Annotated in this window: 26 protein-coding genes and 2 pseudogenes; 6 read left to right on the top strand and 22 right to left on the bottom strand. The window is 37.4% G+C overall.

Annotation, left to right across the window (positions count from 1 at the left end):
- Positions 1-164: 164 nt before the first annotated feature.
- The gene (locus J2Z37_RS09050; protein ID WP_209809936.1) at positions 165-401 is read right to left on the bottom strand and encodes a hypothetical protein; all 237 of its coding nucleotides are present in this window, start codon (positions 399-401) and stop codon (positions 165-167) included.
- A 515-nt stretch (positions 402-916) separates the two neighbouring features.
- Positions 917-1729 (bottom strand): annotated as a pseudogene (gene tnpC, locus J2Z37_RS09045) (IS66 family transposase); the annotation flags it as partial.
- A gap of 140 nt (positions 1730-1869) precedes the next feature.
- On the opposite strand from tnpC, the gene J2Z37_RS09040 reads away from it, so the two are divergent.
- From J2Z37_RS09040 to J2Z37_RS09030, 3 genes are read left to right on the top strand one after another with little or no spacing between them, the layout of a single operon-like run.
- Positions 1870-2802, top strand: coding sequence for a site-specific integrase (locus J2Z37_RS09040; protein ID WP_209809935.1), 933 nt, complete (start codon positions 1870-1872; stop codon positions 2800-2802).
- Positions 2789-3766, top strand: a complete 978-nt coding sequence (locus J2Z37_RS09035) for a tyrosine-type recombinase/integrase (protein ID WP_209809934.1) — start codon at positions 2789-2791, stop codon at positions 3764-3766. Before J2Z37_RS09040 ends, J2Z37_RS09035 begins: the two co-directional genes overlap by 14 nt.
- A gap of 2 nt (positions 3767-3768) precedes the next feature.
- A complete protein-coding gene (locus J2Z37_RS09030) occupies positions 3769-4779 on the top strand; it encodes a tyrosine-type recombinase/integrase (RefSeq protein ID WP_209809933.1) in 1011 nt (336 codons plus the stop codon).
- A 91-nt stretch (positions 4780-4870) separates the two neighbouring features.
- On the opposite strand, the pseudogene J2Z37_RS09025 reads toward J2Z37_RS09030, so the two are convergent.
- The 12 genes and pseudogenes from J2Z37_RS09025 to J2Z37_RS08970 form a co-directional block, all read right to left on the bottom strand.
- A pseudogene (locus J2Z37_RS09025) lies at positions 4871-5620 on the bottom strand (transposase); the annotation flags it as partial.
- 95 nt (positions 5621-5715) lie between these two features.
- Positions 5716-6072, bottom strand: a complete 357-nt coding sequence (tnpB, locus tag J2Z37_RS09020) for an IS66 family insertion sequence element accessory protein TnpB (protein ID WP_209809932.1) — start codon at positions 6070-6072, stop codon at positions 5716-5718.
- The gene (gene tnpA / locus J2Z37_RS09015) at positions 6062-6427 is read right to left on the bottom strand and encodes an IS66 family insertion sequence element accessory protein TnpA (protein WP_209809931.1); all 366 of its coding nucleotides are present in this window, start codon (positions 6425-6427) and stop codon (positions 6062-6064) included. The genes tnpB and tnpA overlap by 11 nt, the downstream gene beginning before the upstream one ends.
- 99 nt (positions 6428-6526) lie before the next feature.
- The gene (locus tag J2Z37_RS09010; protein ID WP_209809930.1) at positions 6527-6700 is read right to left on the bottom strand and encodes a hypothetical protein; all 174 of its coding nucleotides are present in this window, start codon (positions 6698-6700) and stop codon (positions 6527-6529) included.
- Between the two features lie 159 nt (positions 6701-6859).
- On the bottom strand, positions 6860-7255 hold the full coding sequence (locus J2Z37_RS09005; RefSeq protein ID WP_209809929.1) for a hypothetical protein: 396 nt from the start codon (positions 7253-7255) through the stop codon (positions 6860-6862).
- A gap of 30 nt (positions 7256-7285) precedes the next feature.
- Positions 7286-7666 carry a DUF6262 family protein gene (locus J2Z37_RS09000; protein ID WP_209809928.1) on the bottom strand — a complete coding sequence of 127 codons (381 nt, stop codon included), beginning with the start codon at positions 7664-7666 and terminating at the stop codon, positions 7286-7288.
- Positions 7659-9791, bottom strand: coding sequence for a tyrosine-type recombinase/integrase (locus J2Z37_RS08995; protein ID WP_209809927.1), 2133 nt, complete (start codon positions 9789-9791; stop codon positions 7659-7661). Before J2Z37_RS08995 ends, J2Z37_RS09000 begins: the two co-directional genes overlap by 8 nt.
- Positions 9788-10912 (bottom strand): tyrosine-type recombinase/integrase, encoded by a 1125-nt coding sequence (locus J2Z37_RS08990; protein ID WP_209809926.1) that lies wholly within the window; start codon positions 10910-10912, stop codon positions 9788-9790. Before J2Z37_RS08990 ends, J2Z37_RS08995 begins: the two co-directional genes overlap by 4 nt.
- Complete coding sequence (locus J2Z37_RS08985; RefSeq protein ID WP_245203683.1) at positions 10913-11449, bottom strand: helix-turn-helix domain-containing protein; 537 nt, start codon at positions 11447-11449, stop codon at positions 10913-10915.
- Between the two features lie 232 nt (positions 11450-11681).
- Positions 11682-12035 carry a nuclease-related domain-containing protein gene (locus J2Z37_RS08980; RefSeq protein ID WP_245203708.1) on the bottom strand — a complete coding sequence of 118 codons (354 nt, stop codon included), beginning with the start codon at positions 12033-12035 and terminating at the stop codon, positions 11682-11684.
- Positions 12036-12151: 116 nt separating this feature from the next.
- The gene (locus tag J2Z37_RS08975) at positions 12152-13708 is read right to left on the bottom strand and encodes a competence protein CoiA family protein (RefSeq protein ID WP_209809924.1); all 1557 of its coding nucleotides are present in this window, start codon (positions 13706-13708) and stop codon (positions 12152-12154) included.
- Between the two features lie 191 nt (positions 13709-13899).
- The gene (locus J2Z37_RS08970; protein ID WP_209809923.1) at positions 13900-14526 is read right to left on the bottom strand and encodes a TraX family protein; all 627 of its coding nucleotides are present in this window, start codon (positions 14524-14526) and stop codon (positions 13900-13902) included.
- 361 nt (positions 14527-14887) lie between these two features.
- On the opposite strand from J2Z37_RS08970, the gene J2Z37_RS08965 reads away from it, so the two are divergent.
- Positions 14888-17434, top strand: coding sequence for a bifunctional diguanylate cyclase/phosphodiesterase (locus tag J2Z37_RS08965; protein ID WP_209809922.1), 2547 nt, complete (start codon positions 14888-14890; stop codon positions 17432-17434).
- 427 nt (positions 17435-17861) lie between these two features.
- Here the strand turns inward: J2Z37_RS08965 and J2Z37_RS08960 are convergent, their stop codons facing one another.
- Positions 17862-18170, bottom strand: a complete 309-nt coding sequence (locus J2Z37_RS08960) for a hypothetical protein (RefSeq protein ID WP_209809921.1) — start codon at positions 18168-18170, stop codon at positions 17862-17864.
- 13 nt (positions 18171-18183) lie between these two features.
- Positions 18184-19518, bottom strand: coding sequence for a 5'-3' exonuclease (locus J2Z37_RS08955; protein ID WP_245203707.1), 1335 nt, complete (start codon positions 19516-19518; stop codon positions 18184-18186).
- Positions 19519-20234: 716 nt separating this feature from the next.
- Between J2Z37_RS08955 and J2Z37_RS08950 the strand changes: the two genes are divergently transcribed.
- Together J2Z37_RS08950 and J2Z37_RS08945 are read left to right on the top strand one after the other, a co-directional pair.
- Positions 20235-20393: a hypothetical protein gene (locus J2Z37_RS08950; protein ID WP_209809919.1), complete on the top strand. Its 159-nt coding sequence runs from the start codon at positions 20235-20237 to the stop codon at positions 20391-20393.
- 230 nt (positions 20394-20623) lie between these two features.
- Positions 20624-21136, top strand: a complete 513-nt coding sequence (locus J2Z37_RS08945) for a GIY-YIG nuclease family protein (protein WP_209809918.1) — start codon at positions 20624-20626, stop codon at positions 21134-21136.
- Positions 21137-21272: 136 nt separating this feature from the next.
- Here the strand turns inward: J2Z37_RS08945 and J2Z37_RS08940 are convergent, their stop codons facing one another.
- From J2Z37_RS08940 to J2Z37_RS08915, 6 genes are all read right to left on the bottom strand, one after another.
- Positions 21273-21527 carry a hypothetical protein gene (locus J2Z37_RS08940; protein ID WP_209809917.1) on the bottom strand — a complete coding sequence of 85 codons (255 nt, stop codon included), beginning with the start codon at positions 21525-21527 and terminating at the stop codon, positions 21273-21275.
- A gap of 45 nt (positions 21528-21572) precedes the next feature.
- Positions 21573-21821 carry a hypothetical protein gene (locus tag J2Z37_RS08935; protein ID WP_209809916.1) on the bottom strand — a complete coding sequence of 83 codons (249 nt, stop codon included), beginning with the start codon at positions 21819-21821 and terminating at the stop codon, positions 21573-21575.
- An 88-nt stretch (positions 21822-21909) separates the two neighbouring features.
- Positions 21910-22059 (bottom strand): hypothetical protein, encoded by a 150-nt coding sequence (locus J2Z37_RS08930; RefSeq protein WP_209809915.1) that lies wholly within the window; start codon positions 22057-22059, stop codon positions 21910-21912.
- Between the two features lie 497 nt (positions 22060-22556).
- Positions 22557-22817 carry a hypothetical protein gene (locus J2Z37_RS08925; protein WP_209809914.1) on the bottom strand — a complete coding sequence of 87 codons (261 nt, stop codon included), beginning with the start codon at positions 22815-22817 and terminating at the stop codon, positions 22557-22559.
- Between the two features lie 59 nt (positions 22818-22876).
- Positions 22877-23089 carry a hypothetical protein gene (locus J2Z37_RS08920; protein ID WP_209809913.1) on the bottom strand — a complete coding sequence of 71 codons (213 nt, stop codon included), beginning with the start codon at positions 23087-23089 and terminating at the stop codon, positions 22877-22879.
- Positions 23089-23385, bottom strand: a complete 297-nt coding sequence (locus J2Z37_RS08915) for a hypothetical protein (RefSeq protein ID WP_209809912.1) — start codon at positions 23383-23385, stop codon at positions 23089-23091. The genes J2Z37_RS08920 and J2Z37_RS08915 overlap by 1 nt, the downstream gene beginning before the upstream one ends.
- Positions 23386-23391 lie beyond the last annotated feature (6 nt).

Below are 23391 nucleotides of genomic sequence, written 5' to 3'. Positions count from 1 at the left end.
GGCAATTATAGAAAGCATACCCAAAGGGCGCGATATTTATCTGCGCCCAATTATATTTAATTGCCAATATTGAGCATAACTGCCCAATAGTCAAGTAAAGAAAAAACGGATGCCGAAATATCCGTAAATCGTACTATCGATCCCCATTAGCGGAACAATAACTTTCACTTTTTCTTTAGTAATGTGTGTGTTTTCCGCTTATCTTCCGCAAAATGTTCTGAAAACCAATCATCCGTATGCCATAAACCACCCTTAGAACCTGCAATATAATGCTTGTCATTTTTTTCATCGATAGCAAATAGGGAATTTTCTTCGACTTGACCAGTATAATAATTATCTTTTAGAAAATACTTCTCTCCTGTATCTTCGTTGATAACATCCTTAATACACAGTAAAACCAATTCAATCTTTTTTAAAAGTGATTACCCTCCAGAAACTCAATGAACTAAAGTATATCAAATAGTTACCGCAGCAACGAAGCAAGGGATGGATGCCGTGATCCCGCTCCCCCCCGCTATCGATCTCCTCTACTTCAATAAAGGAACAGAAATCATACATACTGTTCCTTAACAATAGAAATCCATTATTAGTTTAGTAAATACTAATCTTTTTTCTTCTCCTTTAAATAACTCTCCAAAATACTCTTAAACAGCATAATCAAGAACTGGGGTATTAACCAAAGAATTGATTCAATAACTATTAACATATTTGATGAAAATGGTTTGAAATAATAATTGGTACCTTGTAAATATAATAAGTTGAATGTATAGGAACTGAGACAGGAGATGAGATTGAGAAAAAGCATTTGTTTAAATGAGCTATGGAATAATGAAACAATTAAAAGAGTAAGCGTCTAATAAGTCGGTGGATAGAAAAAGAGCAAAATCTCAAGTAAACTGAGGTTTTGCTCTTTTCTCTATTTGCAGGCCTCTTGGACTTCTGGGCTCCATGGAAGGTAATCTTCAAGAAATTCCGGGTACTGGCCAAACTGTACTCCTGGCAATTCACTAAAAATGAAATGAAGATATTTATATGGATTAAGACCATTTACCTTAGCACTTTCGATGATGCTGTAAACGGCAGCACTCGCCGAAGCTCCTTTCGGACTTCCACTAAAAAGCCAGTTTTTGCGTCCGATGGTAAAAGGACGAATGCTATTTTCTGCAAGGTTGTTGGAAATGGAGCAGTTGCCATCCTTAAGATAATTCATAAACTCTTCCTTATGGTTCAATGCATAATTCAAAGCTTCACTTAGTTTGGATTTGGGTAGTATCTTACCTTTGGTAGAATCGATCCATGCCCAAAAGGCCTCTAAAACAGGTTTTTCTTGTTTCAGACGCTCCGATTTACGCTGTTCGCTCGAGAGGTTCTCCAGCGTCTTTTCTATTTCGAAGAGTTTATTGCAGAATGTAATGCCTTGGCTAGGAAGGGTGGCTTCCGGACTATGGATATCTTTCGGAAGAGCATCTACGAATTTTCTTCGAAGATGCGTCCAACATAGACACCTTGTGATCGCTGGAATCTTTTTGTACCCTGCGTAGGCATCTGAATGAAGGTATCCTTTGAACCCTTTTAGGAATTCCTGAGGGTATTTTCCGCTTCTGCCAGGCTGATACTCAAAGATTCGGATGGGGTGTTTGCTATGCTGACCGCTGCTATAAACCCACATGTAGGAATCAGTGGTATTTTTCCGTCCCTCTTCATTCATCACTTGAATGGTCGTTTCGTCTTATGCAGAGTCATATATTATGTAGAGACAATCTTATCAGGATGTAAGTGTTACTATATTCCTGGTAATAGTGTACCTTTTATGGAAATACAACTTTACATAATGTTTTGGTGTTATCCTTATAAGAGGGGTGCATCAAAATGCATAACAAAACTTCAAGGATTCTCCTTAAGTATGAAATCTATTCAAATATTTTGGAAGAATATTTGAATCTAGAAGAATTCAAAAACCTGTCACCATTAACTATTGCATCTAAAAGAGTGACGATTACTTCATTTTTCAATTATCTTGGTGACAACAAAGTGAAAGATTTTCATCACTGCAAGCAAAGTCATGTTACTGGCTATTTATCCTCTCTCGATTTATCTAATTCTACCATTAGTGGGCGTAGATTCATTTTACGCCACTTCTTCAATTACCTAAACAGTAGAAATCTAACACTGTTTTCAGGTAATGAGCTTTTCCCAGTCATCTTCTCTAACAAACGGGAACGAATCCTTTCTTTTTATTCTATCGAGGAGATCAAACGAATCGTCTCCGTTATAGACCGTAGAAATTCTTATGGAATAAGAGACTTCGTCATAGTACTACTAGCTGCAGAACTTGGTATCCGTTCTGGTGATATCATCCGACTCAAAATATCGGACATACATTGGGAACGCAATACTATTGAGTTTGTTCAATACAAGACTAAAATTTTTAATCAATTACCTTTGCTAGAAAATATCAAATATGCAATCATTGACTATCTAAAGAATGCACGTCCGGCAAGTAACTCCGAGTACCTCTTTATAGGTATAAAAAATGGCGGAAAGCCGTTAACAAATACTTCTATACACTACACAATTTCCAAATACTTTAAAAAGGCAGGCATCGACATTTCGGAACGAAAACATGGTCCGCATGCGATGCGTCATTCTCTAGCAAGCAACATGCTCCATAACAACACCCCTATGCATGTGATTAAGGAGGTATTGGGGCATTCGAATATCAATACCACCAGAATGTATCTTAACATTGATGTTGATGCCCTTAGAGAATTGGCTTTGGAGGTGCCGTATGAAACAGTATGACACCTTTAACTTTCCTGAGACTTACCGTGGCATTGCTATGGAGTACGTTGATTATAAACATTCCCTCGGATTTAAGTTTCCCTATGCCGAACAATCAAAAGTAAACAGTATGCTCAATTTTATATACACTAATTCGAAATCAGCTCCAGTACTGGAGCTACAGCCAGAACTGGTTAATGCGTATGCATCTAAAAGGGACAATGAAAGTGCTCGAAGCCTTCATACAAAACAATCTCACATAAGACAGTTTGCTCTTTTCCTAAATTTAAGAGGCATTTCAGCTTATGTTTACCCAGAGGAACTTGTTAAAACTACGGAAGACTTCGTTCCGTATATCTTTACCAAAGATGAGATCAAACGGATTCTTCGAGAAGCTGATGCTATCGGGCCTAACAAGAATAAGTTCGTAAACACCCCTTATATATATCCTGCTATAATCCGTGTTCTGTTTGGGTGCGGATTACGGATAAGCGAAGCTCTTGCCCTTAAATGTGAACATGTCGATCTAGAAAATGGGATCCTTGTCATTATGAATGGTAAAAATAATGTATCTCGTTTGGTTCCAGTATCCGAATCCCTACGCCAGTATTTATCTAACTATGATTCAAAAGTTGAAAGAGCCGAAAATCTATACTTTTTCCCGGCGCTACGCAATGAAAGATATTCCCCAACAACCATCCGGAATCAGTTTATAAAGCTAGAGGAGAAAGCAGGCATATCACGATTAAGTAATGGACGGTATCCGCGTGTGCATGACCTAAGGCATACCTTTAGTGTCCATGCATTGGAGCAAATGATCAGTAAAGGAATGGATCCTTATTGCTCGCTTCCCATCCTTAGTACCTACCTTGGTCACAAAGGTATTGAATCGACTGAAAAATATCTCCGTCTAACAAAACAATACTTCATCGACATTCTGAATTTCAGCCATGAAGATGCTGAAAAGATTTTTCCGGAGGTGTAACCATGCGTAGTAAGGAAATATCTTATTATGTAACCAGCTTCTTTACGCAGTACCTTAATAATGAGGCAGGTTTGTCAATCAACACTATAAAGTCATATCGGGATGCATTCATACTGTTTTATAAATACCTTGAGGAATCAGGTATTTGCAAGATTAGCAAACTTAAAATGGATACGTTGAATATCGACAACGTAACTGGATTTCTAGACTGGCTGGAACAGGTTAGAGACTGTAGCATAAGTTCAAGAAATCAGCGTCTGGCGGCATTAAAAGCATTCTGTGTTTATGTGATTCGTAAAAACCCGGAGGAAAGTGCTCTGTGTCAGGGCATCTTAAAAATCCGTATTAAGAAGGCCCCACAGAAATCGGTTGAATATCTAACTGTAAACGCCATTGAATACCTACACAAAATGCCTGATAAGCATTCTATGCAAGGTATCCGTGAACTTGCAATGATCGCACTAATGTATGAATCTGGTTGTAGGGTTCAGGAACTTATTTATTTGAGGGTGGGTGACATTGCCTTCAGTAGTCCAAACACGCTTACCCTTACCGGAAAAGGGAACAAGGCCAGAGTAATCCCTATAAGCAGCAACGCTGCAGATATTATAAAAGCGTATCTAAACTCTAATGGCATATGTGACATGGCCCATCCAGTATTTGTAAACCGATATGATAAGCCCTTGTCAAGGTCGGGAGTGTCTTATGTTCTTAATAAATATGGGCAATTGGCTCGTAAAGCTAGACCGGATTTATTTCCAACTAAACTACATCCTCATATATTAAGACATTCAAAAGCTATGCATCTGCTTGAAAACGGAGTGAACTTAATATATATCAGGGATTTCCTTGGACATTCATCTGTCACCACAACAGAGATCTACGCAAGGTGCAACCCTGAACTGAAAAGGAAGTATATTGAACAGGCAGGCAGTCTGATTACCGAAACCGTTGAGGAATATAGTGAAGGAGAAAAAGAGGCTTTGATTGATTGGCTCAGAAAAAACATCTAATAATTATGTAGAGTAGTTATGCCGCAAATCTTAAGTCTATGCGGCATAATTGCCCACGATTAAACATAATAATTGACTCTGCATAAGACGAATTATGTACAGCTCCACATAATTCATCCGCATGCAAGTGGTTTTCTTGCAAGAGCTTCTGGTGCATGAGTTTTACCAATGGCATCAACCAGTCCCGGGACGCGGCTAGAATCCAGTTAGCCATGGTCGCACGACTAAGGGTTACGCCCAGTGTCTGCCACTCCTTTTCCTGACGGTAAAGGGGAAGGGAGTTGACGAATTTCTGATGCATGACCCATGCCACGGTGGAAGGAGATGCCATGGAGTGCTGAATCACCGGATCAGGCATGGGTGATTTCTCCATATAGGGTTTCCCATTCTTCCGACAGGTGCGGCACTCATAGGTTCTGCGGTAATAATCGATGGCTCTTACTCTGGCAGGAATGAACTCGATTTCGGTTCGGACGAATTCTTCCCCTACCGATACAAGAGTCGTGTTGCATGCTTCGCAAAAGCAGTCTTGTTCATCAAGCGTGCAAAGGCGTTTGTCGTGAGGGATGTCCTTCAAGAGTTCCATCCGTTGACCTTTAAATTTCTTTCGACGGTAACTTTGTACCTCCTTGAGGTCAGGCTCTGGCGCCTTGGGGTCCGCTTCCGTTTCTGCTTCATCAAAAAGAGACATCTGCCCCAAAGAAAGGGACGATGTCTTCTCGGTACTTCTACCGAAGAGCTTGCGCGTCAGATACTCAACCGATTCATGGAGCCGTTTGTTTTCCAACTCCAGTTCACCTATGCGTTTTTCAAGTGCTTTTACCTGATCTGCAGCGCCCATACATACCGTTCCTTTTCGTTTTATACTATGATTTAGTATAGCATAAAAATGTTGAAAAGCCCAGTATTTATGCGGGTTTAAGGGGCTTTTTGCTATTAAATACAGGCGGTAATATTGACCTTTTTGACAGCCTTTGGTTGATCGATGGAGAGACCTTCTAAGAGCCACCTAAATTCTTGATATGTAATGGAGCGAACGGCTTCAGCATTCATGGGCCATTGAAATTTTCCATTTTCCAATCGCTTATAAAGAAGAACAAACCCATCTCCTTCCCAACAAAGTGCTTTCATCCGATCGCGCCGTCGACCACAAAAGAGAAACAGACTATTTTGGAAAGGGTTCAACTGAAAGTTCTGCTGGACTATGGCTACAAGTCCATCAATGGACTTGCGCATGTCAGTATAACCACAGGCGATATAGATTTTTTCTGTTTTCGAAATATCACCGAACATGTTGTAATGCCCTCAGGGTGTTTTCGATCAACGTTGCGGATGCAGTGTTTCGAATTTCCAGATTTACATCCCCAAAACGCAGCACAATATCCGATGATGATTCTCGATCTGAAGAATCCATATTAATCGTATCGTCCGGAATGTTTAGCGGAACAATGGGATTGTTTCCACTAAGTGATGGAAGTGCTTCGCAAGCAGCTTTACGGATCCTTCTTAACCAATAGTAATAACTTGTTTTTTTGATGTTATTCTCGGCACACCACACATCGACAGTCTGACCACTGCTGCGGCATTGACGGACGATCTCAGTCCACTGGTTAAAACGATATTGGCTAGTAATTTCCCTCGTATCCAAAACTCTAAACCCCCTTTAAAGTTTTTCAACTTTACTGTAAAAACTTTAAATACTTTAATTTAGAGGATTGTCCCACAGTTCTAGGGAAGTTTCTATACACTATCTTATTGGACGCTTACTTAAAAGACATACAAATATGTATTTGTAACCAAGTAAACCTTCTCTTCCTTTTAAAGAAAAGTCTACATACATACCTAAAAATGTAAATGGCACTAAAAATAAAAATAATAACAGTAACCATTTAAAGTATGATAAACCTTCACGTCTTCTCATCAACTCCACTCCTTAAATACAATTTCACAGGATATAGCCTTTAATGACAGTTTAACGTTTTAGATAAATTGAAAAAAGTACCAATCAAACTTGGTACTTTACTCAAGAGTTATTACGCATAACTGCCCGTTCGTAACAGAGAAGCGAACTAAAGTCAAACTACCCCGCTAACCCTTTCATTGCTTCTCTAATCTGTGCAAATGCCTGTTCCATAATTTCATCTAGATAGGACTTTGGAAAGTACCAATCACCCGAAAACTTCTTGGCTGTTATGTAATAACCTGTTTCACAACGCTGTAAGATTTCAGCCAGTTCCACACCTTCGATATTGGCGACATACTGAATCGTAATAGCTTGACTTCGTTGCATCAAATCCGACCTGTTCCGCCAAAAGCTACCACTTGAATACTCAATATAGAGTGAGTCAAAATATTTAGCCCATTCCAGCTCCATAACATCGATCTTTAACTCACTGCCTTGGTCAACCAACATATAGAAACCTTCTCTTGATTCCATGTAAGCTTCAAAAGCATCATATTTTTCTAATAGGGACATCCCGATCCCTCCAGAGGACTCTTTTCAAGATTATATCTTTTTATATACATCTGCATAGGCTACTTTTAGTTGCTCACGTAATTGCTTATTTTCATCCTCCAACTTCTTGATTCGACGCTTTAACGATGCAATCACAGCATCCTTGTTGTTTTCATCCATCTCTCGTTTAAGTTGTTTAGGAGTAGGGACTTGTGCTTGCTGCTGACGGAGGGTATCAATTCTTTCTCGAATCTCTGCATTGTTATACAGCGTTGCCTTGCTTACCCCAGATTCACTAGACACACTGTTGAAATTAATGCTCATACGAGCCTTTAGAAGTCGTTTAATGGCCTCATCCACCTTATGGTTCGTAGTAGCTTTTCTTGCTTCATGAAGTTGCCGTAGTTGTTCCCGGCGATCCATTTTACCCATGTAAGACACCCTGCTTTCGCTTTAAACGATCCAGACGACCAAAAATGATGTTCCCTTCACGGATCGTGGTTAGAATATGTTCATATCGCTCTAAATTCTTTTTATTCTTCTCAGCGATATCTACTCGACCACGCTGTTCTAAGGATTCAATGGTTCTTGTTGTAGTTCTCACTAAGAGTTCATACTTTTGGGTGTCCAACTCAGAAAAACCAATGGCTAAGTCCTTACATGGGCTTCCTCCGTTACACGTAAGGCATGGCGGTTCTTCCGCATGAGGACAATTCCCATTGATTCGAGCATGGCAAGTTCCATATGGATTGTCGATGGCATTTAATTTGTGATCTTGCCATAGTGTTTCTAAAATGTCAGGAGGAATATCCTCATTCGGTTTAATTTCTTGGATTTCGCCATTCAGATCAAAGCTGAAAACCCCCTGTTTTATGGCTTCCTCGAATGCTTTGCGTTTCGTATTGTCTAATAATTTCGCATATCGCATCGTCATTTCAGGAGAGGCGTGAGCTAACAATTCTTGAACCGTTAAGATATCAGCTCCTCCGTTTAGCATTTTGACAGCATATGTATGACGGAACTGATGAGTCTTAAAGTGAAATAGTTCTCCATTTTCGTCTTTAATCTTTTTTTCCTTTGATAATTTATTTAAAGTCCTTTGGACCCAACCTTGTACAAATGGATTCCCTTTCCTTGATCCGCGGTATCGAACAAATATATACTTTTCAGGATTATTATCATTGTTACTATTATTTTCAGAATTGTTGATTAAAACAGCAACTATATCTGCTAATTGCTCATCAATAGGAATACGATGACCTTCAACATAAGTTTTTTCTATATCAGTCTCAATATAATACTTACCATTCAGTTTCACTAAGCAGTTTTGTGTTAAACCTAATACATCAGAAATTCGTAAACCCGTTTTAAAAGCTACCCATAAGACTGGTTGCACTTCTTTATGAAGATCATTAATATGAGAAAATAACTGCTCTAATACGTAATCAGGAATGTAATCGATTTGATCAATGGATTTCTTCTTTTCTTTCGGTTTATCTTCCGGAAGAATTAACCGTCTTACAGGGGTTTCGGGAGCAGTATCATAGTCATATCGTTGTATGTCTTCTAAAAATTTACTAACACATTTCAACGAGGTAGAAATATATAGTTCAGGATGTGCATCTTTACGTTTAATATTATTGTGTGCATACTCATGTAACCATTCGATGTATCGTTCTATATGGGAACGTCTTAAAGCCTTTAAATCTCTCCATGTTGGTTCGATTGATAGAATAAAAGAAATAAACATTGGAATATAGAGAATGTAGTGTTTAGCTGCTCCCCATGAAAAGTTATTCCTACTTAGTAGGCGCTGCTTTATATACTTTTTTAATATTTCTCTCATATTTAAGAGGTCAATCTTTCCAAAATCAAGATGGAACTGATCATGACTTTTATTGTATTTTATCCCATATTTCTTATTGAGGATTCGAACATCCCATCGATCTTTGTCCCATTCTTCTCTACTATCAGTTATATTATATAAATAGGAATAGATAGAACGTAAAAAAGTAGCATTGGCTGAGTTTACATTATATGACCTACCATCAGTATTATACTTTCTAGAAGACTTCGTTTTAAACCCATTTTCCTCCAACCATATAATCCATTCTTGATGAACCTTTTCAATATCTAAATCAAGTAAAGAGAAGAGGTCAGTATACTCTTCATTTAGAAATCTAGTTAATTTATTAAGGCTATCATTATAACTGTTAAAAGCAGTGTTAATAGTCCATTTATCTCCAAACAATTTATGATACCAAATATATTTGATTTCTAATTTTATTGATGGGCTTTTCACCCGAAAATTCAACTTGTTATGATCCCCCCTGTGGTTTGAAAATTGTTTTTGAAATTGAAGAATGTTACCAACCTCTTCAAAGTTCCATACATCGTTAACTAAGAAGTAAGGATTCTCTACAATCTTTGTAGTTACAGTCCCATCATCATTAAACATTTTTTCTTGATAACTGGATAACTCTTGCTGTAACCGTTCATGAAAACTCATTTCTTTTGCCTGTATTCGAAGACTATTCAAACCATTCACCCCTCTCATACATGTTTCTTACTCATATCGAAAGCATGTTGAGCTTTCTCCCAATTCTCACGGATTTCTTCATCGGATGGATGAAGGTAAAGATTCATCGTAGTTTGAATTTGGGAATGTCCTAATCGTTCTTGCACTTGTTTTATATCCTTCGTTTGTTTGTAGAACATGGTAGCATGGGTATGTCGTAGGAGGTGAGGATGTACATCAATGTTGGTTTTCTTTCTTAGACGCTTAAATAGGGCTTCAACATCTTGGTAATTCATGGCTTTCCCTATGTTTTCACCACGGAGTTTGACAAACACGAAATTTGAATCCAACTCCAATTCATCAAGTACCTCATATAAGTAGTCATCAAAAAGGTCTATTAAGGTTTGAGAAACGTAGATAGAGCGTTCCCCGGTTTTTAACTTGGCTCCATTCTCTAATTCTCCACGATCCACAAGTTGAATCCGATGTCCATTCCTATGATCCAATTTGAAATCTACAATGTAGAGGGATAGCACTTCACCAATACGCAATCCTGTTTCAAAGAGGGTTTGAATAAGTAGCCGGTCTCGGATATTCGTAGTAGCTTCAAACAACTTCTGAACCTCTTCCTTACTTAACACTTGGATTTTTTTTCGAGGCTCTTTGACCTTTAGGATGTTGCGGTTCGTAGGCTTTCCCTTGTTTACGTGATACAAAAAATCTTTATATCTTCTTCGACCACCCATAAACACTTGCTTCATCAACTTATCGACCATATCATTTTGTAGCTCTTCATTGCGGTATAGGAAATCATAAAAATTCGTTACGGCGGTAATGGTCAGATTTACTGTTGTTTCTCTTTTCTTGGATTTGACAGGATGCAAGGGGGTAACCTTTACGTTCTCAAAGGGGTTTTGTAACCATGCCACAAAATCTACTAATTCTTCTAAACGAATGGTCTCGTAATCTAGTTTTCTCTCTACTAGATAGATAAAGAATTGTTTCAAGGCATAACAATAAGTCTTTTGTGTATTCGGGCTTTTGTTGGTCGTATCAAGAAATTTTAAGTATTTCATAACAGGTATAACGGGTATCCCGTTTTCATCCAGTAAGATATAACGCTTTTGATTTTTCTCAAACAGGACTTCTTGGACTCTCATCTAGTTTGAATCCCCCTCTAGCCAGTTGTAGAATGGGAAAGGTTGTGATTGGTTATTGGATTGGTATCCAAGACGTTCTTCAAGGTTTTGCCTATGTCGATTCACACGCTCTGGTAATGTGCTTGGAGTCCAATTTTCTTTAATAGCTCTCTTGAAGAATCCAAGGGGGTTCTTCACCTTTGTAGGTGATTGCTGCATGACCAAAAGTAATTCTAGTGTGCGTTTTATCCCTATGGAAGTGAATAGTTCTAGAAGTTCATCTGTGGGGGTAGTAAGGGTCACTGCTTGATAGGCAAGTATGATTAGGTCATTATCATCGGAGTGAGATCGTTGCTGAGGGGTGAATAGTGAGGTTTGTTCTGGTTGTGGTGGACTGATGGCTTGTCCATTCAAAAAATCTGATTCAGGAATACGCCATCCTTCCTTATCGCTAACCTTATATGCGTTCGGAAACTTCCCGGATCGCAGCCATCGTTTAATAGTTTCTTCACTTTTAGACATCCGTTCGGCTACATCACGAACCGAAAGATACATCATGTTTCGCCTCCTTATTTACTACGACAACAACACGGAAATTTTTTGGGAGCCCATGTTGTTGTAATAGAGGTCTATGTAGTGGTCTTATATAAGAACGTATGATCTTATATATTTCCATTATATACTAATTATACTTATTTGTGTATCTCTTTTTAATAAATCCTTTATGTTATAAAGAAGAGGATAAATAGGTACATAACGAACTATCTATCCTCTAATAATTATAGTCTATTTAACCATAATTTTTAGTTTCAATTACAAAAATGCCGTACATTGATACAACCACATGATCTATTTGACTGGTCTTTTCGTCGGTTAAACGAAGCATTACATCATGAACAACCATATACTCTGTAGGGTCTAATTGCTCAAGGCGTTTTCTTACCTGTTTTTCTCCAACGTAACCAATGATCTTTGGAAGTTGGCGTTTTAAATAAACTAGAAATGCAAGCGGAATAAGAAAATACCAAATGGATAAGAAGACACCTAACATTGTTTTAAACGATTCAAGAAAAATATCAATGTTCATTCCAGATCCCTTTCCTCTCTGTAAAATATAAAAAGAGGGGAGCACCCTAGTACGCATCACAGCGTTAGGGTGCTCCCCTCTTTTGCAAAGTATATTGGATTTAGTTTATCATGTTTCTAAGAAAAAGGGTATACAGTTCACTTATTACTTCACAACCCAAAACCATATAAAATCTATTTAAGCACCAACTCATGTTTTAACATTTTAGCTATAACCTGCAACAATTCAGTTACAGGATAGCTCATTAATTTCTTATTTTGGTTTATTTCAATCCCTTCGCTTAACATGAGGTCACATAGCTGATCTACTGTTATTTCCTTTTTGTGAACCTTATTGTAGTGCCGAATGACAGCATTTCTCCATTCCTCTCTGGAAGAAATAAAGAAACTCTCGCCATTGATTCGTTTCTTCATAACCTCTTCGCGCATTTCCTTCTTTGTTTTTTCTTCTTTAATTTGTTCTGCCTGAGCCTGGTTGCGTTCTCTTCTGGCTTTCTCTACAACCCATTTCGGTTGGTGTCTATCAGGATTAAGCCCTAGATCGATTAATTCCATTCTATATTTCAAATCACTATCCTGTTCAAATTTTGATCTGATATCTTCAGGGGAGTCCTTTTCTTTTGAGTAGTCAATTACCTCTGCTCTACCCCGATACGGATTAGGGTCCTGATATTGACTTCTGCGTTCATCCTCTTGCTTTCTTCTATCCTCCTCTTGTTTCCTTAGTTCTTCTCGCCTAATTCTTTCTTGTTCAATCTCTACCTTCCTAGTTTTGATAAAATTAAGGAAGTTTCTGTGCATATCCATGATCATTTGTTCTTCGTTAGGGTGTTCAAATACAAAATCGGATTGATCCTCGTTTAATGTAAACATTTTTTCCATTGATAAATGAAGCGTCTCTCCGAGCTGATACCCCCAGGTATCCGTGCCGGTAGTTGTAAACGGGATTACTCTTGTAATTAAAGCTTGGGTATTAGGAACATCTAAATACATAATGCTTCTTACATCGTAAGGTTCTAAGTTACCCCTTAAAAACTCAGGCAAGAAGTGACCGTCCTCTTTAGACCTCCAACTATTTAAATGAGCTTTCCAAACCTCATCAAAAGCTGTCTTCCTCACCATCTTCAACTCACTTTTACAGAGAGATAAAGAGGTCTTTTCTTTCTTAAGCCAGTCTTTACTTATAAAGAAATAAGGCTTGAATCCCTGAGCAACGTAATCGCCTACTCTGGAGTTAACAGAATTCAGGTATGACTCGTTGGCTTTTAATCCAGTAATATAATCGATGCACCATTCCTCACCGTTTGGAAAAGTAAGAATGAAATCAGGTATTTTATTCAGCACCTTTGTGTAGGCGAACCCCTCTTTGACTATTACACCAAAAGGTTTCAACTGACCCTCTAAGTAGGTTCTAATTATTCGTTTCCCCACTATATGATTAGGGAGATCCTCTTTTCCCTCGCCTTTTTGTACCTTATAGCGTTTATAATTCTCGGTACCAGCACAATCCTCGATGTCCTCATGACGGAAATGACAAGTACGATCCTCAGCAAGAACCATGATGACTGGACTATTACAACACTGGCAAATAAAATTTTTCTTATCTGAATTAACACGATACCTATCGTTAAGGTACTTTTTTACGGAATTCCAATTATATCCTGATTCAACAAGTTGTTGACGTTCCTCTTCTAAGTTGACTACTTGATCTAGTAACTTGGCAGAATACATTCAAATCACCAACCTATCATTCTTTATGTATATTGTATCAAATAGCCCATATTATCTGACGATTTATTTGATCCAAAAGTAAAAGCCGACATACCTCGCTGGATATCGGCTTTTAACTATTTACACACTCCGGATTTATTGAAAGACTTCCATATATATTTAGGACAAGGTTTTTGGCCACAACCTCCCTATTACTTCACAAACAAAACCATATAAAACAATAACCCCACCAAGTGAGCTGGATAAAATGACCGATATAGCCAATTGGGTATCCTGAAATCCCTCGGATCTCTGTAATAAACAAGAAAAACGGTAAAAACGATACTATACAGCTGCAACACCCATTGATGACTGATTAAGAAGATAATATTTAAAGCCAGATGATAAAGGAAAAGCTGTTTTCCTTTCGCGTATCTATAAATCAGAATGAGAAGGATCCCGTATATCCCATAGTCCATTGGAATGAAAAATGCTGATAAAATACTAAATAAAATAATAAAGACAGGATAATTTCTTTGCCCTTCCCCCATTCGGTCCATTCCATAGAGAACAAGAAGGCCCAACAACAGGGTGAAAACCACATTGAGGTCAAGAGTTAAAAATAAAATACTATACGGCAGCTGGGAGATCACAGCGATTCCCAATAAACGAGTCATATATCGTTTCACATTTTTTGTCCGATTGTACCCTTCTACCAGCAAAAAACAATAAGTTGGGAAAGCGATTCGGCCAATGACGCGAAAGATTTCATGGTCCTGGTAAAATAATAGCCCTATATGGTCGATGAGCATGGTGATCATTGCAAGAAGTTGTAACATAAATCCCCCGATAAAAAGAAAAAGCACTCTAAAAAAACAATGTTAGGTACTCTGCGTTCATTAATTTATCCTATTATACCATAGCAGAAATGAGTAACTTACAATTTTCTTCCAATCAGCTCATATTGAGATTTAATTCCCTCGACAACGGAATGATAATTTTAAGACAGCATTCCACCGTAACTTTCTAAAAATTGCTCACCCTCAATTGTATCTAAATAATTTTAATAATACGCCAATAAGTTTTTGGCTTTTACAGTATGGTAAAATTTTCATAGGTAAATTAGTCATTTTTTACTAAAACTATTGTTCCAACATAGTAAAATAGTTTTAGAAAATTTAGTTAAGATGGTGAAAAGTTATGAGTTTAATTGATAGGATTTTAAATAAAAATAAAAAGTCAATGATTATTGAATCTGTTCAAGGAAAAATGGTTACTTCTGATTTATTTTATCGGTCATTGTTCCATCATCATCCAGATATTGTATTTTCTCTGGATTTACGTGGAAACCTCCTTGAAGCGAATCATGCTTTTTCTAATATCCTTGGATATTCAAAAGATGAAATATATGGTTCGTTTCACCGATTCTTTCCAACTGAAGAGATCCCTCATGTTGAGAACTTATACAACAAAGCGACCCATGGCGAGGCTCAAAACTATGAAACGTTGTTAATTCACAAAGATGGACATATCATTGAATTTAATATCACGATCATCCCAATGGCTGTGAATGAGCAAATTACAGGGATCTATGGAATCGCGAAGGAAATCGGTGAAGAAAAAAGGTTGAAAAGATTGCTTCAAGAAAGAAAACAACTATATGAGTCTCTTTTTGAACACCATCCAGATGGTGTCAGTTATTTTGATGTCAATGGAATTTTCATTGATTGTAATACGTCCTTTGAAAAGCTATTTGGCTATTCAAAAACCAGGTTAATCCAATCCTCCTTTGACTTTTTAGTACATAAGGATTACTTAAAAGACACATGGAATGGTTTTTTCAAAGCACTTAGAGGGAATCCTCAAAGGTATGAAATCGTTTGTGTTCACTCTCAAGGGCATGAAGTTTGTTTGGATGTAACGAATTTACCCATTATGATTGATGGGCAAATTGCGGGTGTTTTTGCCATTGTAAAAGAAAAAATGAAGGATTTAAATAAACACTTAGCCTACCACGATGCATTAACCAACCTGCCAAACAGACGTCTATTCGAGGAAAGACTAGAACAAGCAATTGTTATAGGGAACACCTTACAACAGAAAATGGCAGTCATGTACTTAGATATGGACCGCTTTAAATATATTAATGATACCCTAGGACATTCCATTGGGGATAAGTTGTTAACCGAGATTGCAAAAAGATTGCAGGAATGTATCAAGGATCATGATGTTCTTGCCCGCATGGGTGGAGATGAATTTACCGTGATCTTGTCAAACATCAAGGATACCAACCAAGTGGTTACGATTGCTAAATCCATGATTACCTCGTTAGAAAAGCCATTCTTGATCGAGGATTATGAGCTATATATTACAACAAGTATCGGAATGAGCCTGTATCCCAATGATGGGGAAGATTCACAAACCTTGATGAAAAATGCAGACTCTGCCCTTCATCGAGCAAAAGAACAGGGTAAGAACACGTATCACATCTATACTCCATCTTTAAATGTGCAAACGTACAAGATCTTTACCTTGGAAAGGGACCTGCGTAAAGCAATTGAAAATAAGGAGTTAGAATTATACTATCAACCTATGGTCCATGCCATATCAGGTGACATTGTTGGTGTGGAGGCTTTGATTCGTTGGAACCATCCCGAATGGGGAATGGTATCCCCTGACGAATTTATCCCGTTAGCGGAAGAAACAGGATTAATTCTTAAACTGAGCAGATGGGTCAAAGAAGCAACTTTTTACCAAAACAAAGCATGGCAAAAGGCAGGATTACCAGCCATTCCTATTTCCATTAATCTTTCTGCCCATCGATTCTTGCATAAAGATATCCTAAAAAACGTGAGTGACTTTCTCAATGAATCGAATCTAGACCCACAATATTTGCAGTTTGAAATTACAGAAACCATTCTGATGGAAAATCAAGAGACTGTTTTGTCTATTTTATCCGAATTAAAAAAGATGGGCGTGAAGATTGCCTTGGATGATTTTGGTACGGGTTATTCCTCTCTCGCTTACTTAAAGCAATTTAAAGAAATAATAGACACCATAAAAATTGATCGTTCCTTTATACATGATCTGCAGGATGAGGATACGCAATATATTCTCAGTTCGATCGTCGATTTAGCCCATCATTTAAACATGTCTGTTGTGGCAGAGGGTGTGGAAAATCAGGAGCAGTTGAATATATCAAGAAAATTCAAATGTGATATCATCCAAGGATTTATTTTTTCCGAAGCGGTCCCAGCCGACCGTTTTGAAACGCTCTTAAAAATGGAAAGATTAGAGCCCATCGAAACTATGAGCGAAAAAACGGATAAGACCTTCGAAAATCAGAGGGAATTTTTCAGAGTTCAGCTTGATTTTCCATTGAGTGCATCCATGACTGTAACCCATGTAAAAGGAAAAAAAGTTGAGCTTGGCAGCACAGAAGTCTTAATTGAAGATATTGGAATAGGCGGGTTGCGTTTTCTCTCCCAAATTAAGCTGGCCGTTCATAAAGACATCATTCTCGAATTTGAAACCAGAATTCTTGATAAATGGATTCAGATGCACGGTGCGATTGTTTGGCAAAGGCAAGCCCAAAGCGATATCTATCAGTACGGACTAGAATTTATGATCTCCGAAAATGAGCGGACAAGTTTAACCCGAACACTAAATGACTTTCCTTGCAACTACGAAAAAGTCCACTTGTCCCGAACTGCAATTTTATTACGGTTGATAAATATAATTACCTAAGGCATAAAGAAGAAATGAATGAGAATAGAATTACAGACTAACGTATTCCCTCATTATTCATATTTGAACCAATTTAAAGTACCAACCTTAATCCTTGTATCTTTGTTCCAAGGTTTAGTTGGTGTTTTTTATTTGAATTCCTACACTCTTTCTTGGCAACCAAGGTAGTTTCCTTTACCACAACTCCTAAAAAAGTGGCATCATACAGACTTAATAATAATAATTTAACAGGATCTAATTGAAGTTCAAGAAAACAATCGGATGAGCCACAGTTAGTCATATCTAATATGTGGCATCTGAAGGTTTTTTAATATTTATTATGTTTGATTCAGGAGGTTTTGTTCCCTACTGCACTGGAATGATTTTACCAGTGCAGCGGGTTACTAGTACTCCTTCTATTACTTCTTTACTCTAGCAAATGAAGACATCAGAACAATTGCCCTTGGCCATTCATATCAAAGAAAATGTCCCTTTGTTCCTCCGATTGTAGTTCATCAAGGGATGTTGGCTGTATCTCCGTTTGTACCTTCACAGGATCCTTATGGACGTTTTCTTCCAGCTCATTTTTCAAGTACCGACGGTAACAGGCGCATAACTTCGAATAATCAGGGTCATTTTCTTGATAAACACAAGGTTTTTTCCCCATCTCACAAATCGCCCAATGCGAGCAGCAATCAAAAGGTTCGGTTGATATGGTCGATAATTTCACACTTGGTTTCCTTACTAACCCATTCATATCTACTACCTCCCTATGCAATTAAAGATCTTTTCTCTAAAAGTGACTGGAATTCAAGTTTTTCAAACCCTTGACGCATGCCTTTTTCGTTAATCGATACCCTAAAATCATCAAGTTCTATATTCTCTAGGTCCAAGACATCTACAATGATGGCTAACTCTTTAGTCAGCAATGCATCTTCTTTACCTTCTTGGAGCTTTTTTACATATCTCTTAAAGTTTGTACTCCCTAGATGTTCCAAGTTCTCAAAAACCCTCTCAAGGGAGCCGAATTGTCGGATAAGAGGTGCTGCAGCTACCTTCCCTACACCTTTACACCCAGGAAGATTATCCCCCTCATCCCCCAGTAATCCTTTCACACACGGCCATTGAGAGGGAAGGATTCCAAAATCCTTTTGAAAATCCATAAGCGAGTATTCCCTTTCACCGGATTTACCCTTGATGAGCTGAACCGTTTGCTCATCTAACAATTGAAGCAGATCCCGATCATTACTGGCTAGCAAACACTTCCCTTTCTTTTCCTTTGACCATTTTCGAGATAGGGTGCCAATAATATCATCTGCTTCATACCCCTCCACTTGAATCTGGGACACATTCATCAATTCCAAAAGTTCCTTCATCGTGGAAAACTGTTCTTTTAAAACCGGATCAGTTTCGGAACGTGTGTTCTTGTATTCTGGGAATATACTGCGGCGGAATGTCGTATCACGGCTTACATCCCAAGCTATCGCTAAATGAGTGGGTCTGTACTGCTTTAGAAAGCGAGATAGCATTTCTACAAACCCATAGACAGCATTGGTGTAAAGTCCTTCACTCGTTTTCATGAGATTCTCTGTCCCATGGTAAGCTGTGGCATAAAAAGCACGATTCAGGATATTACTTCCATCCAAGATTAAGAATCTTTCTTCCTGGTCCTGAGTAACGGTTGGTAAAGTCCTTAATGGTGCCTCTTCCTTTACTCGAATAGTAAACGTCCCTTGTTCTACTTGAACACTTTCAACGGTAGCTTCCTGCTGCCGTTTTTTAATTTGCATCAGGAGCGATTCCACCTCTTTAAAAGTACAAATGGCTTCCGAAATTCCCAATCCATGTTCCATTGTGAACTGGATCGACCTTTTGTTATGGGATACTGAGTGTTTTTCAACTTGACTTAAGGATTGATCTAACAATTTCACTTTGATCCACCCTTTATCAGTCAACTCTACAGTCTCGACACCAAAGGATTCACTTTTCTTTTTTAGTTGATTAATTAAGCTTTTAATACTAATTGCCAAAGGATAAATCCCCTTGCTTTTAGAAAGTAAGACTTTACAGGCCCCTTCTTCTAAATAGGTTCTTTGTGACTCCATTTTCAAAAATCTCCTCCTTCAAAGTTAATTTGGTTATGGGTTTTTAAAGGCAAATAAAAAAACGCCCATAAGGAGTTTGAGTCTAAAAATCAAGACTTCAATCACCTTATCGGCGTTTTTGAGCATAGCAAAAAAACTCATCAATATAGCATGTAACACTTTCGTGCCATTAATCTCATCGTCCGCATGGACAATGATTGGTCTTAGAAATCACTAAATAATAGTCTTATTATACTATATATATTTACTATTTTCACCATACCTTTCCGCGTTTTTGTCAGACGAATGAACACTTTGTATGGCTCTCCATCGAACGGAACAAACACTGGTTGGTTACAGAAAAAAAACGGAAATCCTCTTACCGCATCTGATCATCCTATTCATCATTTTAAAATATGGTCTTCACTACATACATACCTTATCATTATCATTGCACTTATTATAGCGGGATTAATTTCATCTTCACTTAATCTTGTCACCAATTCTCCAGGTTTTTTCATCACTCTAAGAACAAACATTTTTATCGGTTGCCTGTATTTAATACTTGGTTGAACACACGATAAATAAATTTCTTGTAAAATTTTTTCAAAGTTCCGTAATAAAATTCACACTATTTCGTATAGTAGTATTAGAAAAGATAAGAAAAGGAATTAAAAAGAGCGAGAAACCATTAACCTCCGCGGTAATTAAATAAAAAATCAAATGGAGGTTTAATGATGTTAAGATTGGATGAACTGAAATTGGAATTAAAGTCAGCTGATCGGGATTTTAGTGGAAGTTGTAAAGAGCCTGAACACATGGGGGAGTACCTTGATTTACATGAGCGTTCGGTTTTAAACAGGCGGAGGAAATTTAAGTCGGTAAAAATGATGTAATGTAGAAAGGGAAAGTTTCGGTGGAATCGACCTTGATGGTCCGACCACCAATACATAATGCAATCTTTTAATCGGCATCAGAAATTTTGAATCTGGAATCGATTAAAAGATTGGATAAATATAATGATTGAATAATTAAATCCACTTGGTCAAAAAAAGATGGGACAAAATGGGAAAGGAGAGAGGAGCCGTCACCGCTAAAAAAGGACGGAGAAAAGGGGTCCCAAATGATGAACACAAACAATCTAAAGAAACTTATCGAAGATTTCACAACACAATTTGTTTTGGAGATTACAAACTCTATTGGAGCTAATCAAGTTAATTTAAGTCCTCAAGTACAAGATGTGTTAATCGATAAAAACGAAAAGGACTGGAAGGAATTCTTGAACGCAGTTAAAGACCGATACGGCGTCTATGCTGCAGTAAACACTGTGAACCATAAAGCTTATGTTGGAAAAGGATGTATTTACTCTCGGGCAAGTACACACAGGAGTTTACTCAGATATGGAAAGCATCAGAATACGCAATGGCAGAACGATTGGACTCAGTTTGGTGAGGATAAATTCATTTGGATTCCCTTGTTTTTTGCTCGCTATAAAGGGGACTCTACAATGGATATTGTCGAGAATCTCTTCATTGATATTATGCGGCTAACTGATGAGCGTTATGGCTATAACCAAAACCAACAACCTAAAAAACATCGGTTGGGTGATTTTGTTCTAAGAATTACACCTAGCAATTAATCTGAACCCCCTGTTTACTTCAGGGGGTTTTCTCTGTCTTTGTATGGCCCCATCCTTCGGAGCGGAATTTCCATAAAACCCCTCCATTAATGAAATAATTTCCTTCCGAAAAGGTACTCCTATTTATTCAGTACTTTTAATCAATTATTTCTTTAAGGTCATTGCAAACAGATTTTAGCGCTTTTACCCCACTTTCCTTTTCAATGATTATTAATTTGTTTGCCACTCGATCCAAATCGGGATATGTTAGATATGCTTCACTTTCAAGGGCGATATCAGAATATTTTTTGTGAAGTGTTTTTATCTGGTTCCTTATCATCCATACTCTAATTTGGCCTAGTAAATAAGCAACAAAAAATCCAATACCGATATAAATTATTCTTTCTACCATAAACACCAAACCTCTCTAAGATCACTCGGTTTAATAGTAACTATTTTAATGACGATTACCTTTTACTTCCTTAATCATTTTATGTATCAACCACCACATTAAAGGAAAATTGATAAAAAAAGTCATCGCAACAAATGCAGCCATAGCAATAATTTGATTATTAGATTCATTCCCATCTTGGTAGGAACAAAAAACAAAAAATAAGGTGTACAGGGATAAAGTAACTAAAAAAGATAATAACCCGTCAGGCATTGATTCTTTCCCTTCATTAAGTTTAAATTCGAATAGAATCATAAGTAGTATAAAGAAAATGCAAACTAATACTGTAGCAACCAAATTGATGGTTGATTTCATATATAAGACGCGCCCTCATTATGGTTGATTATTTAAACAAACGATTCATCCATTTTGACGTTACTTTCCCGGCTGCTCTCCTGGCGATCCGCTTGCCGATCTTTCCTTTTTGAACCGCGTTTATATCTCCTAAAATCTTTGCAACAAAGTACAGCAGGATTCTAATTTTGTTTATCATCGGACACCCCATCTTCCTTTGTAATTCATTAATTTTTGTAAAACAAACGTACATTTAAGGGCGTACCATCCTATGATAACGGCTAAAACTAAACCGATAAATTCCATGTGTACCCCTTCATTATGGTTGATTTAATCTTTAAACATTCTCGCGACACTTTCTAAGGCTTTCTTCCCTTCAATCAAAGCCATAAAAGATAAGGGTATTAGTAAAATCCAAATTATATTTTCTAGCATAAGACACCCCAACGTTATGTTTGATAGATATTTAAAACCTTTCAGAAAGGTTTGCCGTAACAATAAATAAAGCAATTAACACAAAAAAATTCTACTAAGCGTTCCTTTTTACTCATTCGACACCCCAACAATTAGTTTGATTTGTTTTTCTCTACCTTCTCACACAACCAAATATAGGGTAACAGCATGTGACAAATATGAAAGAAGCACAGACAAAAGCCATCCATTGAATTTGATTACAATTCTTTCCATAGATTGATCTTACTTTTTAGGCTGATCCAAAATCATCCCTATGATAAAGGCTACCCCTGTAAAAGGAATATAGAGAAACGCCATGCCCGTACCGTATTCCGTCACGTCGGATGTCTGGGATAGATAATAAAGATAAGCAAAAAAAAGGACATTGGCACACAATACGATAGTTAAACATACCCAACGTTTCAATAGGATAGGTACCCATATTGGCGAGGCAAAAAAGAGAAAGGCTCCTAAATACCCTGGCAAAACCATTAAAAAATCCATAAAACCCCCAATATAATAAAAACTTAAGGCTTTCTGATATACCAGATAAAACCAATTGGTTAATGTTTTCTTTTAAACATCTCAAAATAATGTATCTGTTCGTATACTAGTAAATCCGTAGAACCACATACTAGACATTGGTTTGGTGGTTCACTTCGCTCAACGGCTCCATCATCCTGCTCATCTTCTATACAATTATTACAAAATATATACCACAGCGCCATTTTTGCACCGTCCGCCTTTCCGTTTTGGATTTCATCTATTCTGATCATTATTTAAAGATCATTTTAGAAAGCCTTAATTTATAGCGTTGGTAAGTGGGTAGGATATTATTGTTATAAGATCCCTTTCTTTCTTTTCGAAGATAAATTAACATGGGTAACCAAATAATAGCGCCTAATACATGAAGGTAAATAAACCCACCAAACGAATTTATAACAATATCCCATTCTTCGTAAACATCATCTAAACCCGTTACCTTCCCCCACATAAACAATAGAAAATTAAATAGGATTCCAGAAAAGAGATAAGTCACGATGATAATAAAAGGTATTTTCCACCAAAACACTATTTT

This window comes from Ammoniphilus resinae (genome assembly GCF_017873965.1).
Taxonomy (GTDB): Bacteria; Bacillota; Bacilli; order Aneurinibacillales; family RAOX-1; genus Ammoniphilus_A; species Ammoniphilus_A resinae.
Note: the sequence above shows the minus strand (reverse complement) of the source record. Positions and strands in the feature narration are given on the sequence as shown.

Coding starts and splice junctions, on each gene's coding strand:
- J2Z37_RS08995 (WP_209809927.1), bottom strand. CDS start 9,791: ATGAGAGGGGTGAATGGTTTGAATAGTCTTCGAATACAGGCAAAAGAA.
- J2Z37_RS08945 (WP_209809918.1), top strand. CDS start 20,624: ATGAACACAAACAATCTAAAGAAACTTATCGAAGATTTCACAACACAA.
- J2Z37_RS08970 (WP_209809923.1), bottom strand. CDS start 14,526: ATGTTACAACTTCTTGCAATGATCACCATGCTCATCGACCATATAGGG.
- J2Z37_RS08985 (WP_245203683.1), bottom strand. CDS start 11,449: ATGATGTATCTTTCGGTTCGTGATGTAGCCGAACGGATGTCTAAAAGT.
- J2Z37_RS09040 (WP_209809935.1), top strand. CDS start 1,870: ATGCATAACAAAACTTCAAGGATTCTCCTTAAGTATGAAATCTATTCA.
- tnpB (WP_209809932.1), bottom strand. CDS start 6,072: ATGTTCGGTGATATTTCGAAAACAGAAAAAATCTATATCGCCTGTGGT.
- J2Z37_RS08980 (WP_245203708.1), bottom strand. CDS start 12,035: ATGCGTACTAGGGTGCTCCCCTCTTTTTATATTTTACAGAGAGGAAAG.
- J2Z37_RS09010 (WP_209809930.1), bottom strand. CDS start 6,700: ATGAGAAGACGTGAAGGTTTATCATACTTTAAATGGTTACTGTTATTA.
- J2Z37_RS08990 (WP_209809926.1), bottom strand. CDS start 10,912: ATGAGAGTCCAAGAAGTCCTGTTTGAGAAAAATCAAAAGCGTTATATC.
- J2Z37_RS08935 (WP_209809916.1), bottom strand. CDS start 21,821: ATGATTCTATTCGAATTTAAACTTAATGAAGGGAAAGAATCAATGCCT.
- J2Z37_RS08930 (WP_209809915.1), bottom strand. CDS start 22,059: ATGATAAACAAAATTAGAATCCTGCTGTACTTTGTTGCAAAGATTTTA.
- J2Z37_RS09000 (WP_209809928.1), bottom strand. CDS start 7,666: ATGGGTAAAATGGATCGCCGGGAACAACTACGGCAACTTCATGAAGCA.
- J2Z37_RS09030 (WP_209809933.1), top strand. CDS start 3,769: ATGCGTAGTAAGGAAATATCTTATTATGTAACCAGCTTCTTTACGCAG.
- J2Z37_RS08965 (WP_209809922.1), top strand. CDS start 14,888: ATGAGTTTAATTGATAGGATTTTAAATAAAAATAAAAAGTCAATGATT.
- J2Z37_RS08925 (WP_209809914.1), bottom strand. CDS start 22,817: ATGGATTTTTTAATGGTTTTGCCAGGGTATTTAGGAGCCTTTCTCTTT.
- J2Z37_RS08955 (WP_245203707.1), bottom strand. CDS start 19,518: ATGGAGTCACAAAGAACCTATTTAGAAGAAGGGGCCTGTAAAGTCTTA.
- J2Z37_RS08975 (WP_209809924.1), bottom strand. CDS start 13,708: ATGTATTCTGCCAAGTTACTAGATCAAGTAGTCAACTTAGAAGAGGAA.
- J2Z37_RS09005 (WP_209809929.1), bottom strand. CDS start 7,255: ATGTCCCTATTAGAAAAATATGATGCTTTTGAAGCTTACATGGAATCA.
- J2Z37_RS08920 (WP_209809913.1), bottom strand. CDS start 23,089: ATGATCAGAATAGATGAAATCCAAAACGGAAAGGCGGACGGTGCAAAA.
- J2Z37_RS09035 (WP_209809934.1), top strand. CDS start 2,789: ATGAAACAGTATGACACCTTTAACTTTCCTGAGACTTACCGTGGCATT.
- J2Z37_RS08940 (WP_209809917.1), bottom strand. CDS start 21,527: ATGGTAGAAAGAATAATTTATATCGGTATTGGATTTTTTGTTGCTTAT.
- J2Z37_RS08960 (WP_209809921.1), bottom strand. CDS start 18,170: ATGAATGGGTTAGTAAGGAAACCAAGTGTGAAATTATCGACCATATCA.
- J2Z37_RS08950 (WP_209809919.1), top strand. CDS start 20,235: ATGTTAAGATTGGATGAACTGAAATTGGAATTAAAGTCAGCTGATCGG.